At 39.2% G+C, this 18,326-nt stretch carries 9 protein-coding genes; all 9 read left to right on the forward strand.

Features of this window, described 5'->3' with window-relative positions; genetic code table 11:
- Nucleotides 1-107 precede the first annotated feature (107 nt).
- The 9 genes from ACQY4U_RS20270 to ACQY4U_RS20310 all read left to right on the forward strand — a co-directional run bounded on the left by ACQY4U_RS20270 (nucleotide 108) and on the right by ACQY4U_RS20310 (nucleotide 18,305).
- Nucleotides 108-1,361: an efflux RND transporter periplasmic adaptor subunit gene (locus tag ACQY4U_RS20270; RefSeq protein WP_428331281.1), complete on the forward strand. Its 1,254-nt coding sequence runs from the start codon at nucleotides 108-110 to the stop codon at nucleotides 1,359-1,361.
- A 107-nt stretch (nucleotides 1,362-1,468) separates the two neighbouring features.
- Complete coding sequence (locus ACQY4U_RS20275; protein ID WP_428331282.1) at nucleotides 1,469-2,146, forward strand: ABC transporter ATP-binding protein; 678 nt, start codon at nucleotides 1,469-1,471, stop codon at nucleotides 2,144-2,146.
- Between the two features lie 238 nt (nucleotides 2,147-2,384).
- Nucleotides 2,385-4,751 carry an ABC transporter permease gene (locus ACQY4U_RS20280; RefSeq protein ID WP_428331283.1) on the forward strand — a complete coding sequence of 789 codons (2,367 nt, stop codon included), beginning with the start codon at nucleotides 2,385-2,387 and terminating at the stop codon, nucleotides 4,749-4,751.
- Between the two features lie 55 nt (nucleotides 4,752-4,806).
- Nucleotides 4,807-7,197, forward strand: coding sequence for an ABC transporter permease (locus ACQY4U_RS20285; protein WP_428331284.1), 2,391 nt, complete (start codon nucleotides 4,807-4,809; stop codon nucleotides 7,195-7,197).
- A gap of 18 nt (nucleotides 7,198-7,215) precedes the next feature.
- Nucleotides 7,216-9,600: an ABC transporter permease gene (locus ACQY4U_RS20290; protein ID WP_428331285.1), complete on the forward strand. Its 2,385-nt coding sequence runs from the start codon at nucleotides 7,216-7,218 to the stop codon at nucleotides 9,598-9,600.
- A gap of 69 nt (nucleotides 9,601-9,669) precedes the next feature.
- Nucleotides 9,670-12,042: an ABC transporter permease gene (locus tag ACQY4U_RS20295; protein WP_428331286.1), complete on the forward strand. Its 2,373-nt coding sequence runs from the start codon at nucleotides 9,670-9,672 to the stop codon at nucleotides 12,040-12,042.
- A gap of 32 nt (nucleotides 12,043-12,074) precedes the next feature.
- Nucleotides 12,075-14,459 (forward strand): ABC transporter permease, encoded by a 2,385-nt coding sequence (locus ACQY4U_RS20300; protein ID WP_428331287.1) that lies wholly within the window; start codon nucleotides 12,075-12,077, stop codon nucleotides 14,457-14,459.
- 83 nt (nucleotides 14,460-14,542) lie between these two features.
- On the forward strand, nucleotides 14,543-15,580 hold the full coding sequence (locus ACQY4U_RS20305) for a hypothetical protein (RefSeq protein WP_428331288.1): 1,038 nt from the start codon (nucleotides 14,543-14,545) through the stop codon (nucleotides 15,578-15,580).
- Between the two features lie 256 nt (nucleotides 15,581-15,836).
- Nucleotides 15,837-18,305 (forward strand): ABC transporter permease, encoded by a 2,469-nt coding sequence (locus ACQY4U_RS20310; protein WP_428331289.1) that lies wholly within the window; start codon nucleotides 15,837-15,839, stop codon nucleotides 18,303-18,305.
- Nucleotides 18,306-18,326: the final 21 nt, after the last annotated feature.

The raw sequence follows: 18,326 nt of genomic DNA on the forward strand, positions 1-18,326 counted from the left end.
GAAGCGTACGCTTTAAACTTATATTTTAGCTTTAATTATCTGAAATACAGTTATTTAATTTGTGGCATATCTTTTTGTATCCCTATACCAAAATATAATATAAAACTGTGGACAGAGTAATTGAAAAAAAGACCTGGAATACCAAAAGGATACTGACTATTGCCGGAATATCGGGCATTGTATTGCTGATTGCCGGAAGCATTTATTTTACATCAGGTAAAAGTAAACTTGATGTTGATACTGAACGCCTTACTATAAGCGAAATTAAAAAAGGCCCTTTCCAGGAGTTTATCCCGGTTAATGGTGTGGTTATGCCGCTTACTACCATTTACCTGGATGCTGCCGACGGCGGCCGTGTTGAAGAGAAATATGTTGAAGATGGTGCCCACCTTAAAAAAGGCGACCCGATTTTAAAATTAGCAAACACTGACCTTGAGCTTACATTGGCCGGGCAGGAAACCAATGTGTATGCACAGCAAATTCAAATGCAGATTTCACATACACAGGTACAATCGGCAACTATATCAAAATTAAATTCAATGGCCGATGTGGATGTAGCATTTAAAGAAGCCGAAAGGGTTTATAAATTAGATAAAGACCTGTACGCCAAAAAAGCTATCGGATCGCAGGAGTTTCAAACAGCGCAAAATCAATATCAGTACCAGTTGAGCCGTAAAAAACTGGCTACACAGATACTTGTTCAGGATACTTCGATTGTAAGGCAGCAGGAAACTCAAACCAGAGAGCAATATGCCCAAATGAAAAGCTCATTGGATCTGTTACGTAAAAAGGTGAGTGACCTTACCGTAAGGGCCCCTTTAGATGGTCAGTTAACATCTTTTGATGCCGAAATTGGACAAAATAAAAATAAAGGGGAACATCTTGGACAAATTGACGTCCTATCAGGGTTCAAAGTAAGAGTTGGGATTGAGGAACATTATATATCACGCATTTTTACAGGCTTAACAGGTGATTTTCAATTTGCCGACAAAACCTATAAACTGGTAATAAAGAAAGTATTTACACAAGTAGTGAACGGACAGTTTCAGGTTGATATGGCATTTATTGGCCCAGCACCAACAGGCATAAGAAAAGGGCAAACATTGCAGGTACGTTTAGCATTAAGCGACCAGACAACAGCGCTTTTATTACCTAAAGGTGGTTTTTACCAGCAAACTGGTGGTAACTGGATATTTAAGCTGAGCGAAGATGGTAAAAAGGCCTATAAGGTTGATATACAGATTAACCGTCAAAGCCCCGATTACTTTGAGTTAACATCAGGATTAAAAGAAGGCGATAAGGTAATAACCTCGAGCTATGAAACCTACGGGGATATACAGGAACTGGTGCTGAAGAAATAGCACAGAATAAGAAATAATAACACTAAAAAAATAAAGGCAATTAATTAACTTAAACTATAAATTAAAATCCACCCCCTGTAACAAGGGTATGGATTTAGGAGGCGCCAATGATAAAAATTACAAATCTTGAAAAATTTTACCGCACCGAAGAGGTAGAAACAATCGCTTTGAACAAGCTGTCAATTGAAGTTAAAACTGGTGAGTTTGTAGCCATAATGGGCCCATCGGGCTGTGGTAAATCAACCTTGCTAAATATCCTGGGAATGCTTGATGATCCGGATGAAGGCAGCTATGTTTTTAACGGGATTGAAGTGGCTCATTTTACCGAGCGTAAACGTGCCGACTTGCGTAAGCATAACATTGGTTTCGTATTTCAAAGCTTTAACCTTATTGATGAGTTAACCGTATTTGAAAACGTTGAGCTTCCGTTGATTTACACAGGTGTACCATCCGCCGAACGCGTAAAAAGAGTAGAAGAGGTATTGGATAAAATGCAGATCATGCACCGCCGTAACCACTACCCGCAACAATTATCAGGTGGTCAGCAACAGCGTGTTGCTATTGCCCGCGCCGTAGTTAACAAACCCAAACTAATATTAGCCGATGAGCCTACAGGTAACCTGGACAGCAGCAACGGTAATGATGTTATGGAATTACTTACAGACCTTAACGAACAGGGTACAACCATTATAATGGTTACCCACTCAGAACATGATGCCCGTTACAGCCACCGTATTATCCGTTTACTGGATGGACAAAGCGTAATGGAAAACATTATGGTATAAAACTGAATACCTAAACCAGTCACAAAGAAAGTTTATAATAAGTTAATAAGTGCCCTCTGCTATCCTCTCCTTAATTGGAGGGGTTAGCCTGAGTGTTGCCTTAATTAAAGCCTTCAGAAAAATAATAAATTGGTTTAACCTTTTGGTAATTAGGCACTAAAAAGGTTTAACTATCCTAATGCTAATAAAAAATATATAATTCACAAAATGACCTGGTAAACTAATTAGTACGAGCATCATGTTTAAAAACTATTTAAAAATTGCGTTTCGCAACTTGAAAAAAGACAGGCAATTTACTTTGCTAAATGTGGTGGGGTTATCTGCAGGTATTGCCTGTACTTTATTAATTTATTTATGGGTACATGATGAAGTTAGCTACGATAAGTTTTTTGTAAACGATAGCCAGATTTACCAGGTAATGGAACACCGCAAGGCAAGCGGTGAAGTACAGCTTTCTGATGAATCATCCGGGCTTGTTAGTGAAACGCTGATCCTCCAAAATCCCGAAGTAGAATATGCTGCAGCTGTAGCCCCAACCGATTGGTTCCAAAAATCTACCCTCTCGGTAAATGAAAAAAATATTAAAGCATCCGGCCAGTATGTAGGCAAAGATTATTTTAATATTTTTTCTTTTAAAATGCTTGAGGGTAATAAGGGGAAAGTGTTGGAAGCAAAAAACTCCATCGTTATATCAGACGAGCTTGCTAAAAAGCTGTTTAGCACCAGCGAAAATGCTGTGGGTAAGGTTATCCGTTTTCAGCATGATAAAGACTTTTTTGTATCAGGGGTTTTTGAAAAAGTTCCTGCACACTCTTCACAGCAGTTTGATTTTGTATTATCATTTGATTACCTGGCCGATGTACAGAGCTGGGTAAAAACCTGGAACAATGGAGGCCCTCACAACTTTATACTGCTAAAAAAGGGAACGGATGTTGACGCTTTTAACCGGAAGATAGCCGGCATTATCACAAAAAACTGTGGCGATACTGCACGCAGCGCATTTGCAATGCGGTTTTCGGATAATTATCTGCAAAATACTTTTAATCATGGGTCGAGGGTTGGCGGCAGGTATGAATATGTTAAGCTGTTTTCGTTGATCGCTGTATTTATACTCATTATTGCCTGCATCAATTTCATGAACCTTTCAACCGCAAAAGCCTCCGGCCGGATGAAGGAAGTTAGTATAAAAAAGGTTGTTGGTGCGGCACGCAGTCAGTTGATCATCCAGTTTCTTTCAGAGTCATTACTGATGGCTGTGTTTACAACGGTATTGGCTGTTGTAGTTGCTTGGCTACTGTTGCCACAATTTAATCAGTTAACAGGTAAAGATATTAAGCTGAATTTTGATGCGCAGCTGATAGCCACGCTGGTAGGCATAACTTTATTTACAGGCCTCATTTCAGGCAGTTACCCGGCATTATATCTTTCAAAATTTAAGCCATTAGCTATTTTAAAAGGAAAATTAAATTCATCTTTTTCAGAGTTAATAGCCCGAAAAGGATTAGTTGTATTTCAATTCACTATATCGGTAATGCTCATTGTTGCCGTATTGGTGGTTTATAAACAGATCCATTTTATCCAATCAAAAACTCCCGGATATAATAAGGATAATGTGATCAGGTTTGATTCTGAAGGGAAACTTCAGGGTAACGAAGAAACCTTTACTGCTGCGCTAAGAAATATCCCGGGGGTGTTAAATGCGAGCTTTACACAGCACAATATGGTTGGCCGCAATTTTGGTACGGCGGAACTAAGCTGGGATGGTAAATATACCCGCCAGGATGTTTATTTTGAAGGGTTTTATGGCGGATATAACTTTATTGAAACCTTAGGAATGCAGATGGCATCAGGCCGGTCATTCTCAAAAAACTATGGCGCCGATGGCAATAAGGTTATTCTGAATGAAACAGCTGTTAAAGCAATGCATTTAAAAAACCCGGTTGGTAAAAACATCAAGATATTTAATAACAGCTACCAGATTATCGGGATAGTAAATGATTTTCATTTTGAATCGTTGCACGAGGCTGTGAAGCCGTCGTTTATACAACTTGCCCAGGGTATTAGTCCGTGGTATAAAATTATGATCAGGATTAAGGGCGATAAGCAACAGGAAACCCTTGCACAGATCCAGCACCTGTATGAAGCCTATAACCCAGGGTTCCCTTTTTCTTATAATTTTTTAGATGCTGCTTACCAAAAGCAATATGAAACAGAGGTAAGGGTTTCTTTGCTGTCAGAATATTTTTCGGTATTGGCAATCCTTATTTCGTGCCTTGGCCTTTTCGGGCTGGTTGCATTTACTGCACAAAAACGGCAAAAGGAGATAGGTATCCGTAAGGTGATCGGTGCCTCAGTAAATAACATCACCATAATGCTCACGCATGATTTTCTGAAGTTAGTTGCTATTGCTGTTTTAATTGCATTCCCGCTATCGTGGTGGCTCATGAGTAAATGGCTAAATGGTTTTGCTTACAGAATTAACATTGGCCCCGGCGTATTTTTAATAGCCTGTGCATCGGTAATTGTGATCACTTTATTAACGGTAAGCTTTCAGGCTATAAAAGCGGCATTGGTTACCCCGGTAAAAAGTTTAAGGAGCGAATAGGTTTTCACTAATGATCAGATTTTAATGTTTATTATCTAATTAATTTAAATAAAAAATGATAATCAATTATATAAAAATAGCCTGGCGCAACCTTGTCCATCAAAAGCTTTACAGCCTCATTAATATATCAGGTTTAGCGGTTGGCCTCGCTGTTTGTATGATGATCATGATGTATGTAGCACATGAAATGAGTTACGACCGTTTCCATAAAAATGGTGAGCGTATATTTAGTCCTCATGCAAAGATAAAAATTGGTGGCAATGTGATGTATATGGCTTATATGAGCTATGCATCGGGGCCAATCATTAAACAGGATCAGCCTGCTGTTGAAGCTTACATGCGCACTTTGGGCTATTTTAAACCGGTTGTGGTTAATAATCCGCAAACGCCCAATGCAAAGTTTGCAGAGGATAAACTCTTATTTGCAGATGTAGATTTCTTTAAATTTTTCACATTTAAGTTATTGTCTGGCTCACAAACCGATGCGCTTAAAAAGCCATTCTCGGTTGTATTATCAAGTGATATGGCTAAAAAATATTTTGGCGATCAAAACCCCATTGGTAAAACCATCACTTTAAAAACGGATAGCGCGTATACTTACCAGGTTACTGGTGTTGCGGAAAATGCGCCTTCTAACTCATCTATTGCTTTTAATTTTGTGGCTTCTACCCCAAGCTTATTGGCAATGAAAGAAGCCACCAACTATATAGGCAAACAGGAGGTAGGCTTTGGCTCTTTTAATATTTACCTGCTGCTAAAACATACAGCTGATACAGCAAGGGTAGCAAAAGGAATGTACCTGATGGCTAAAAGAGATAAAAGTTTTGATGATATAAGCTTTACGATGTCCTCCCTGCCTGATACGCATCTGAAAAATAATTTCGGCGATTCATCAAACACCAAATACCTTAAAATATTCCCTTTAGTGGCCATTTTAATTTTGCTGTTAGCATTGGTTAATTACATGAGCCTTTCTACCGCCCGGGCAACTTTAAGAGCCAAAGAGGTAGGTGTGCGTAAAGTATCCGGCGCGAGCCGCAAAACCATAGCCATGCAGTTTTATGTGGAATCGGCCGTGTTTACCAGCTTATCATTTGTACTTGGCTATTTATTATGTTACCTTTTTAAACCCTGGTTTTTAAACACGCTTGAACTTAAAATTGATAATTCATTTTTATACAGCCCTATTTTATTAGGCTTGTTATTCGCATTGCTTGTGCTTACGGTAATCATAGCAGGGAGTTACCCTTCACTGGTACTTTCGGCGTTTAAGCCGGTTATTACCCTAAAAGGTAAAATGGGCAGGCAAACTGGTGGTATTACTGTACGCAAAATATTTACAACCCTGCAGTTTGCTATTTCGGTAGGGCTTATCATCTGCGGGATTATTATTGACCGTCAGTTATTCTTTTTCAGGCATGCCGATACGGGCATGAACCGGGATAATATTGTGATGATACCCATCGGTAACAGCGTAGGTAAAAACTACCCGGCTTTTGAGCAGGATGTAAAAGCAATGGCCGGGATAAGCAGCGTAGCCACATCGCACTATGCTATGTTTAAGGGTTACGATATGTTTTGGGTTGGCAAAAGCCAGGAAGATAATGTTGGTGTTGCCTCGTTAGTGGTCGACAGTCATTTTATTACTACCCTGGGCCTTAAATGGAAATTTCCACCGGTAGCAAATACAGACCTTTCGAAACGTAAAAAAACCATTATTAATGAGGCGGCCATACAGGAACTGCATCTGCCCGCAAACCCGGTAGGAAGTTTTATCCAGTCGGGCGATAATAAGTTAGAGATAGTTGGGGTATTAAAAAACTTTAACTACTCATCTATGGAATCGGTTATCAAACCGCTTTCTCTCAACATCGCTAATGATAATGATCCTTACTTTAGTACAATGGGGTGTAATCTTTTTGTAAAGATCAAGCCCAATACAAACCTGCCAAGCCTGTTGGCAACCCTGCAAAACACCTATATAAAGTATGATCAGGATAACCCATTTAGTTACACGTTTATGGATGATGCTTTTGATCAGCAATACAAAGCCGAGGATAGGCTGGCTTCTATATTCAGTATATTTACCTATATCACCATTATATTGGCTACGCTGGGTTTATTTGGTTTGGCAGCATTTACTATTGAACAACGCACCAAAGAGATCGGCATCCGTAAAGTTTTAGGTGCAAGCTTGCTATCTATTAACACACTGCTTTCGCGCGATTTCTTGAAACTAGTCATATTAGCTATTGCTATTGCATCGCCAATAGCATGGTGGTCTATGCACAACTGGCTGCAAAATTTTGCATACCGTATAACTATTTCATGGTGGGTATTTTTAGCAGCAGGCCTTGTAGCAATTATTACAGCCGTTACAACCGTGAGTTACCATGCTGTAAGGGCAGCGCTATCAAACCCGGTTAAAAGTTTAAGAAGCGAATAAAATATAACAACCTAAATTATGATAAAGAATTATCTTAAAATAGCATTCAGAAATCTTTGGAGACACAAAAGCTTCTCCATGATCAATATAATAGGACTGGCTGTTGGCATGGCGGCTTGTTTCCTGATTTTTATGTATGTAAAGTTTGAACTGAGCTATGATAAGTTCAACTCAAATTTTGATAATATATACAGGTTAAATACAGATTTAAAAACCCCGAACGAGGTACTGCATTGGAGCAGTGCATCGGCCCCTATGGGCCCTGCTTTACAGGCTGATTATCCGGAAGTAAAAGCAAATGCCCGGGTGTTTGGTGCCAGCTTCTTAGTTGAAAGCAAAAACGAAAAATTCCAGGAAAACAATGTAAGTTTTACCGACCCTGATATATTTAAAATATTTAGCTTCCCTTTTATTCAGGGTGATCCCATTACTGCGCTTAAAGATCCATTTAGCGTAGTATTAACCGAAACAACCGCCAAAAAATATTTTGCCAATGAAAGTGCATTGGGCAAAACATTAATGCTGGATGCCAAGCACCCGGTTAAAGTTACTGGCGTAATTAAGGATGTACCGCTTAATTCGCACTTTAGCTTTGATATGCTTATTTCGGCATCAACAATGGAGCCTTTAAAGCTGATCAATATGAATGAGTGGGGTAATTTTACTAATAACACTTATTTATTACTTGCTGATGGATTTGATGCCAAAAAACTGCAAGCCAAACTACCATCCTTTTTAAGAAAGCATATCAGCGATGATCAGCGTAAAAAAGGCTATAATTATGATCTTTTTGTGGAGCCCTTGAAAGCCGTTTATATGGATAATGATAGGGGCGCTCCGGTAAATGGCAGTATGTCAAACGTGTATATATTCTCCATCGTAGCCATATTTATCCTGCTTATTGCCTGTATAAACTTTGTGAACTTAACTACTGCCCGTGCTACTGAAAGGGCTAAGGAAGTTGGCATCCGTAAGGTGGTTGGTGCAGGCAAGGAACAGCTAACAGCACAATTTTTAGGCGAGTCCGTAATTATCAGTTTGATATCTTTCCTGTTCTCGGTATTGTTAAGCATCCTGCTTTTGCCTTTGTTTAACCAGCTGGCCGGTAAAATTATCAGCCATAATATAATTGAGCATGGTTATATTTTTATCCTGTTTTCCATAGCTGTTGCCATTGGCTTTATAGCAGGAATTTACCCGGCACTTGTGCTTACCAGCTTTAAAATAACCACGGTACTTAAAGGGCGTTTCAATGCATCTGTAAAAGGCATATTTTTACGAAAAGGGCTTGTTGTAGTACAATTTACCATATCAATAGTGCTTATAGTGGGTACACTTATTGTATATAATCAATTGAGCTTTATGCGCAACCAATCACTTGGTTTCAAAAAAGACCAAATGATGGTAATTGATTTTAGCGGCGATTCTGCAGTGCAGGTGATGCACCAAAGTATCAAAAATGAATTAAAATCAATAGACGGAGTTATTGCAGTTTCCGGCTCATCAACAACCCCGGGTAATGGTAACAGCGTGGCTTATACAGAAGTGCAAAGCCGCTCAGGCAGTTTTATGCCAATGAATATGAATATTTACGATGTGGACTTTGATTTTATACCACAATACGGTATGAAAATAGTGGCCGGGCGTGCATTCTCCAATGCTTTTGCTACAGATTCAACACAAGCAATTGTCATCAATGAAACAACCGTAAAAAGTTTAGGCTATGCTAAACCTGATGACGCCATTGGAAAGTCGTTTGCCCAATGGGGCCGCAAAGGCAAGATCATTGGTGTGGTACAGGATTTTCATTTCGAATCATTAAAACAAAATGTAAAACCATTAAATCTGCGTATCAATCCAAGGTATATTAATGTATTTACCGTAACAGTTAAGGGGGGTAATATTCCGGCAACTATTGCGGCTGTGCAGAATAAATGGAAAACAATGGTACCGCAAAGACCATTTGCCTATACTTTTTTAGATCAAAACTTTAACAAGCAATACCTAACCGAAGACCGGTTTGGTAAGCTGTTTATGTATTTCGCAATATTGGCAATCATGATCTCGTGCCTTGGTCTATTAGGGCTTGCTGCTTACAGTACTTTACAACGCCGCCGTGAGATAGGGATCAGAAAGGTTTTGGGTGCCAGTATTCCAGGTATTGTAAATATGCTATCAAAAGAGTTTTTACAATTGGTGCTGATAGCAGCAGTGATCGCATTCCCGCTTTCGTGGCTGGGGATGCATAGCTGGCTAAAGGATTTCGCTTACCGCATAAATATTGGCTGGTGGGTATTTGCGGTGGCCGGTATATTGGCTGTAATGATAGCTGTTACTACGGTGGCTTTCCAAGCCATCAGGGCGGCATTGGCAAATCCCGTAAAAAGTTTACGGAGCGAATAATTAATACCATTGGTGCAACCTTGTTTATATAGTCGGCGTCTTATCAATTAAAATAAGCTTAGGGAAACTATGTTAAAAAACTACTTTAAAATCACCTGGAGAAACCTGTTGCGTCACAAAGCCTTTTCGGCTATCAACATTATCGGCTTAGCAATTGGAATGGCCAGTTCAGCACTGATATTGTTATGGATACAGAATGAGGTGAGTTATGACCAGTTCCACGTAAAAAAAGACAGGTTATATGAAGTTTATAACCGCTCGGTTTTTGATGGTAAGCTTTGGTGCTGGGGAACCACACCCAAAGTAATGGGAAAAACGCTAAAGCAGGATTACCCGCAGATTGAAGACGTAGCCCGTACTAATGATAATACCTTTCTGTTTACCGTAGGCGATAAGCGTTTAACCATCCACGGTAATTTTACCGACCCAGGTTTTTTAACCATGTTTAGCTTCCCGCTGATCAATGGAAACCCTAAAACAGCTTTAAATGATGTTCATGATATTGTTATCACTCAAAAACTATCAAAAAAACTTTTTGGTGATGAAAATGCAATGGGTAAAACAGTTAAAATAGACAGTAATGCTTACTTTACCGTTACCGGCATTTTAAAAGATCTGCCTAATAATACACGTTTTGATTTTGAATACCTGCTGCCGTGGTCGTACATGAAAAAAATTGGCTGGGATGATAACTACTGGGGTAATAACTCCATACAAACTTGGGTATTATTAAAACCGGGGGTTACCGAGGCACAGGCCGATGCGAGCATTATACACGTAACAAAAACACATTCGGATACAAAAGAAATAGATCAGTTTTTACATCCGCTCAGCAAATGGCGCTTATATTCAAAATTTGATGACCACGGAAAGGTATCCGGCGGTAAAATTGAATCTGTTAGGATCTTCTCTATCATAGCCGCGTTTATTTTATTGATAGCCTGTATCAATTTTATGAACCTGAGCACTGCCCGAAGCGAGAAACGGGCGCGGGAGGTCGGCATCCGTAAAGTTGTTGGCGCTTTAAGAAACTCATTGATCCTCCAATTTTTAGGCGAATCGGTATTGATTGCTTTTATTGCGGGTATTATTGCACTTATAATGGTGCAGCTAAGTCTTTCAGGTTTTAATCAGCTCACACAAAAGCAATTATATGTTCCGTACGGAAGCATTTATTTTTGGTTAATTTCTTTATCATTCATTTTATTTACCGGGATAGTTTCGGGCAGTTATCCGGCGCTGTATCTGTCTTCCTTTAAACCAATCAGTGTACTCAAGGGTACTTTACGGGCTGCCAATGCGTTGATAACCCCGCGTAAACTTTTGGTGGTAATACAGTTTACTTTTGCGGTGGTACTTATTATATGCACAATTGTTATTCGCCAGCAGTTGCAATACGCACAAAACAGGGATACCGGTTATAAAAAAGATAACCTGGTTTATGTAATGATGTCGGGTAGTATCGCTAAAAACTATGCATTTATTAAAAACGATCTTATTAATATTGGGGCAGCCACAGCTGTTGCAAAAACAAGTGCACCAATAACACAGGGCTGGAGCGATAGCTGGGGCTACAACTGGACAGGCAGGCCAGCAGGCGGCGAAAAAATAGACTTTAATATATTTAATACCGATGGCGACCTGGTTAAAACTATGGGCTTTAAGATCATTGCCGGGCGCGATATTGATATTAAAACTTACCCTACCGATTCATTAGGAATGTTGCTGAACGAGGCTTCGGTTAAAATTATGGGATTCAAGGATCCGATTGGGCAGATTGTAACACAGGGCGAAGGTAAGGATGCCACAAAATGGCATGTTGTAGGGGTTATAAAAGATTTTATACTGCAATCGCCTTATGAACCGGTAAAACACATGCTGATCCAGGGACCTAAATCATGGTTCAATGTTATTCACTTTAAAATGAATAATGCTAACAATACGGCAAAAAATTTAAAGCTTGCCGAGCAGGTATTTAAAAAATACAATCCCGATTATCCGTTTGAATACAATTTTGTTGACCAGGAATATGCCAAAAAATTTGGCGATGAACAACGAACCGGCATATTAGCCAGTCTTTTTGCCGGGCTAACCATTATCATTTCGTGTTTAGGCTTGTTTGGTTTAGCCGCTTACATGGCACAAAACAGAATAAGGGAAATTGGTGTGCGCAAGGTGCTTGGCGCTTCGGTAGCTGGTTTAACAACTCTGTTGTCTAAAGATTTCCTGAAACTGGTAATGATCTCATTTTTAATAGCCTCACCAATTGCGTGGTGGTCAATGTATAACTGGTTAAAAAGTTATCCTTACCGTATATCCATAAGTATATGGGTATTTATTATTGCGGGTTTAATTACGGTAATAATATCATTAGTAACCGTTAGTTTCCAGGCTATTAAGGCAGCTTTAGCCAATCCAGTAAAAAATTTAAGGAGCGAATAATTCAACAACTTTAATAACTCAACAAAAATGCTATGTTAAAAAACTATTTCAAAATTGCCTGGCGAAATTTAAAAAAGAACAGGTTGTATGCTTTTGTAAATATCACCGGTTTAACTGTTGGAATAGTTAGCTGTTTGCTGATCGGCATATACATAAAGCACGAACTTAGCTACGATAGTTTTAATAGCAATGCCGATAAAATAGTAAGGGTTACTATGGATTATAACCACGGTACCAATGCACAACAGACAGCCGTTACCGGAACTAAGGTAGGGCCGCAATTTAAGCGCACTTTTCCCGAAGTTGCCGATTATGTAAGGCTGATAAAAAGTACCGGGGTAGTGGGCTATAATGATCGTTTATTTGAAGAGGAGAATGTTTTATATGCCGATCCATCGTTTTTTAATGTGTTTTCTTTTGAGCTGTTAGATGGAAATAAAGCTTCGGCCCTGAGTTCGCCGGATAAGATCATCATCGCACAAACTGCTGCAAAAAAGTATTTTGATAATGCCGACCCCATAGGGAAAACTCTAAAAGTTGGCGAAAAAAATTACCTGGTATCAGGCGTGGCAAAAGATGCCCCCTCAAACTCACAAATAAGGTTTGATTTTATTATACCATTTACAGCTTTGGGTGCATCAAAGCAGGAGATCTGGTGGTCGGCTAATTACACTACCTATCTTTTACTTAAAAATAAAGACCAGGTACAGCCATTGCAAAGGCAGGTAACCAACTACATGAGTACTATCAGCAAAGGCGAACTTAAAATGGCTGGCAGCCAATACCTAACATACCATTTAGAGCCTTTAACCAGCGTTCACCTCCATTCAAACCTTAGCGGCGCTTTAGAGCCCAATGGCAGTATTACCTATATTTATATATTGGTAGCAGTTGCATTGCTGATATTAATTATTGCCTGCGTTAATTATGTAAATCTTTCCATCGCGCAATCAGCGGGCCGTGGGGCCGAAATTGGCATCCGTAAAGTTATGGGTGCTGGCAAACTTCAGCTATTCAGGCAGTTTATAGGGGAATCAATTTTTACTACTTCAATAGGGGTGGTATTAGCTGTGTTGTTAGCTTATTTATTATTGCCATACTTTAATCAATTGTCGGGCAAACAGTTACAGTTTAATGCATTGTTAGATCCTGTTATTATAACAGGTTTGGTTGCTTTGGCTATTTTAATAGGTTTTTCTGCCGGCGCTTATCCTGCAATCCTGTTATCAAATGCCCGTTTGTCAAAAATATTAAAGTCTGGTTTTTCTTTTACTTCGGGCCAAAGTGTTCGCAAATCACTTATCATTTTCCAGTTTGTAATTTCAATTTTTCTGATTGTAACCACCGTGGTGATAGTGCAGCAGTTATCCTATATCCGTAATAAGGACATTGGCTATAATAAGAGTAACGTAATTGTTTTACCTGTTGACTATACCATGCAGCCGCAGGTTGACGGATTAAAAAAAGTAATGGCTAACATCCCGGGGGTTGAAGGGGTAGCATCTGCAAATAACGAACCTATTGATGTGAAGTGGGGAGATGGTATAGATACGCCGGATGGTAAGGTATTAACCGTTAATGCCCTGCCAATGGATGAGGATTTTATAAAAACCATGCAGTTGAAAATTATTGCAGGCAGCGATTTTAACCATACCGATGTTTTACAAATTGATACCACTAACCAGGGGAAGAACTTTCACTATTCGTTTATGATCAATGAGTCGGCAGCGAGAGCGTTGGGATGGACACCTGAACAAGCCATAGGTAAAGAAATAAGCAAAGGCTCAACAGGAAAAATAAAAGCTGTGGTTAAAGACTTTAATTTTAAATCGTTTCATGATCCTATCAGTCCGCTGCTGATATTCCTTGACCATTTTCAAACACGTAACTTATTTATCAGGGTAAGTGGCAATAATACAGCATCGGTTATCCCGGCCCTTGCCAAATTATGGAAAGATCGCGTACCCGGCCGCCCATTTGAATATAAGTTTTTGGATGATGATTATGATGCCTTATACCGAACCGAGCAACGTACTGCAAGTATCTTTTCAACATTCTCAATTTTAGCCATTGTATTAGCTTGTATGGGCCTGTTTGCGGTTACAGCTTACGCGGTTATTCAGCGCACTAAAGAAATCGGGATCAGGAAAGTATTGGGGGCAAATGTTTCAACCATTATTGTACTTATTTCAAAAGATTTTTTGCGCCTGGTTATTATCGCAACAATCATAGCTTCGCCAATTGCCTGGTATGTAGCACATAAATGGCTGCAGGATTTTGCCTATCGTATCAATATTCACTGGTGGGTGTTTATTGTTGCAGGCGGTTCGTCTTTATTGGTAGCGGCTGTTACGGTTAGTGTACAGGCTTTAAAAGCGGCATTGGCAAACCCGGTAAAGAGCTTAAAAAGCGAATAATATTATGACTTAAATATATTTATAAATAGATGCAACGTATACAGGTAAATAAGGGTCTATTATAAAAACTTAATATAATAACGATGAAAACTTACCTATTACTATTAGCCCTTATTGGAGGCCAGAGCTACGCATCCTTCGGTCAGGACTGGAACAAAACACCATACCAAACAAAATCATTAGCCAGTGATGCTATAAAAGATGTAGCAGTAAATACAGCAGGTGGCAGCATTATGGTTAGTGGTGCAAGTGGCGAAGCAGCCCGTATTGAAGTATTTGTTACTGGTAATAACGGCAGGGAATTATCAAAGGACGAAATTAAAAAACGACTGGATGAAGATTACATTCTGCAAATTTCTGTAAACAACCACCAGTTAAAAGCAGAAGCCAAAAGAAAACATGATGGCGACTGGGACTGGAAAAGACAGTTAAGCATATCTTTTAAAATATATGTACCTAAGCAAGTAGCTACGCATTTAAATACAAGTGGCGGCGGCATTCGTTTAGATAATTTAACTGGTCAGGAAAACTTTACTACCAGCGGTGGCAGCTTAAACCTTAATAACCTTGCAGGCGAAATCAAAGGCGAAACATCAGGCGGCAGTATTGACATTGCTAACTCAAAAGACATTATTAATTTAGAAACCAGCGGCGGAAATATCCACGCCAGCAATTGTCAGGGTAAATTAAAGCTTGAAACATCCGGGGGCTCATTGCATCTTGAATCATTAAGCGGAAGCATCAATGCCAGCACCAGCGGTGGCAATGTATCGGGCAGTAATATAGCAGGCGAATTAATTACCGGTACATCAGGTGGTAGTGTTAATTTAAGCCGCTTATCATGCAGTCTGGATGCATCAACCAGTGGTGGCAATATGAATATTGAAATATTACATGCCGGCAAATATGTTAAGTTAGATATAAGCGGTGGTAATTTATCACTAAAATTACCATCAAAACAAGGTCTTGACCTTAATTTAAATGCCGAAAGGATCAGCGCATCAACAGCAAACGCATTTTCAGGTACCTGGGAAAAAGACCATGTTAAAGGAAGCATAAACGGTGGGGGTATACCCGTACATGCAGAAGTAAACGGACGTTTGGACCTAAGTTTTAACTAAGTATAACTTCAACATAATTTAAAGGCAGTCGAGATGTTTTAAAACATCAACAGACTGCCTTTTTTTATTTAGTTACAGGGCCGAATAAGGGTTATTAATCATTTATAGTGCAGGTAAAAGCAATTGTATCGTATCCGTACACCGTGTGTTACGCCTGCGTACAGTTGGTTAAAAGTTAAAAATATAAATATTTGATTATTAGGTATTTATATAATTGGTATGTATTTTAAACAATCTATTTAAAATACGGCTGATTATGATATTAAACTACTTTAAAATTGCGTTCCGTAGCTTCTGGAAACATAAGCTATTTACGCTGATAAATATTGTAGGCTTATCTATTGGTATCAGTGCATCGTTGGTGATTTACCTGATAGTTCACTTTGACCTTAATTTTGATAAGTTTCATAAAGATGGCGACCGTATTTACCGCGTAGTTACAAACTTTACATTTTCGGGCGAGCCTGCTTATAATCCTGGTGTTTGCGGCCCATTACCGGGTGCTGTTAAAAGCCAGGTATCAGGCTTAGAAATAGTAGCACCCATTTATAAGCTGTTTCAGCCTGATGTATCTATCAGCCAAAACAAAAATACGCCTGTAAAATTTAAAGCTCAGCGTAATGTGATCCTAACGGATGATAGTTATTTTAATCTGATTGAATATAAATGGCTTGCAGGTTCAGCAAAAACAGCGTTGAACAAACCGTTCCAGGTAGTACTCACTTCTGAACAGGCTAAACTGTATTTCCCAAATGTACCTTGTGCGCAAATACTCGGTAAAACTGTGGCTTATGATACTATTAAAACTACTGTAACCGGGATAGTTGAAACTCAAACAGAAAATACAGATTTTACTTTTCACGATTTTATATCCTACTCCAGCTGCTTCACTAATAACGACCTTAAAGCGGCTTTACGCTTACACAATTGGGGTGGTACTTCGGTAAAATCGCAGCTATTGGTTAAGTTATATCCAAATACCAAAGTATCACAGATAGAAAAACAGCTGAATGATATTTTAAAAAGGAATAATTCCCCGCGCCCAGATACTAAGGGTAATACCCAGAAATTTGCATTACAGCCATTAAGCGATATACATTTTAATGCAAACTATGGTGTTTTTGATGGCGGCCATATTGCTAACCAGACTACTTTAATTGAGTTGCTTACCATTGCCGTATTCCTGTTATTGTTGGGATGCATCAATTTTGTTAATTTAACTACAGCACAGGCAGCCCAGCGGGCAAAGGAGATCGGCATCCGGAAAACTATGGGCAGCAGCCGCCAGCAGCTGATATTTCAATTTTTAAGCGAAACTTTTTTTATTACCACCATAGCAGTTATTATTTCGGCAGCTATGGCGCCAGCCATATTAAAGTTGTTTGCAGCATTTATACCGGCAGGTATAAATGCCGATCTGATCCGTCAACCTGGTATAATTTTGTTTTTATGTGGGTTGACAATATTGGTAAGCCTGTTATCCGGTTTTTACCCGGCTATTGTTTTATCGGGTTATAAGCCTGTATTGGTACTAAAAAACCAGGCGCAGAGCAATAGCAGCAAAACACGCAGCGCATGGTTACGTAAATCATTAACGGTAACACAATTTATAATAGCCCAGTTTTTTATAATGGCTACCGTTTTAGTGAGCAAACAGATCTATTATGCAGTGCATAAGGAGCTTGGCTTTAAAAAGGATGCAATAATTGTTATTAATTCGCCTTACAAAAACAGGAAGGTAAGCAGTAACCTGGTTTTCCTTAATAAACTGCATGCTATGCCCCAGGTAGAGATGGTAAGCATGGGTAATGATCCGCCTTCGTCCGAAAATACCAGCTCGACCGAAGCTACTTACCGCGATGGTAAGAAAGAAATAAAAATGGGGGTTGATGAAAAGTTTGGTGATGAAAACTACATTAAACTATATAAAATAAAACTGCTGGCCGGGCGCAACCTGCAAACAGGCGACGCAAAAAAAGCATTTTTAATAAATGCTGCTTATAGCAGAATTTTAGGTTTTAAAGACCCGCATGATGCCGTTGGTAAAATGATTGATGATTTTAACGGTGATACACAGATGCAGATAGTAGGTGTGGTATCTGATTTTCACCAGGAATCACTTCATGCACCTATTGATCCGTTGATTATCCAAACCAGTGCCGACACTGATTTTAGCGGTACTTTCCATATTGCCTTAAAACAGCAGTCGGCAGGAGGACAGGAGTGGAAAACTGCTATTACAGCTATGGAATCATCGTGGAAGGAAATTTATCCCGAAGATGATTTTGAATATCATTTTATTGATGAAACAGTTGCTAAGTTTTATGAAAGCGAACAGCATACTTCTCAATTGCTTGCATGGGCAACTGGCTTATCTATATTTATAAGCTGCCTTGGATTATTAGGCTTAGCTATTTATACCACCAGCCAGCGTACCAAAGAGATTGGGGTACGTAAAGTACTGGGCGCTACGGTTGCACAGATAGTAACCTTACTGTCAACAGAATTGATCTGGCTTATTTTACTCGCTTTTATAATTGTAACGCCTATGGCTTGGTATGCTATGAATAAGTGGATGCAGAGCTTTGCAGACAGAACACCTATAAGCTGGTGGATATTTGCTTTAAGCGGTTCCGGTATGTTAATAGCCGCTGTATTTACGTCAAGCTTTCAAACTGTTAAAGCGGCCATTGCTGATCCTTCTAAAAGTTTAAGGAGCGAATAAATATTTAATAAATTATTGTAC

Source organism: Mucilaginibacter sp., from assembly GCF_965277465.1.
GTDB lineage: Bacteria > Bacteroidota > Bacteroidia > Sphingobacteriales > Sphingobacteriaceae > Mucilaginibacter.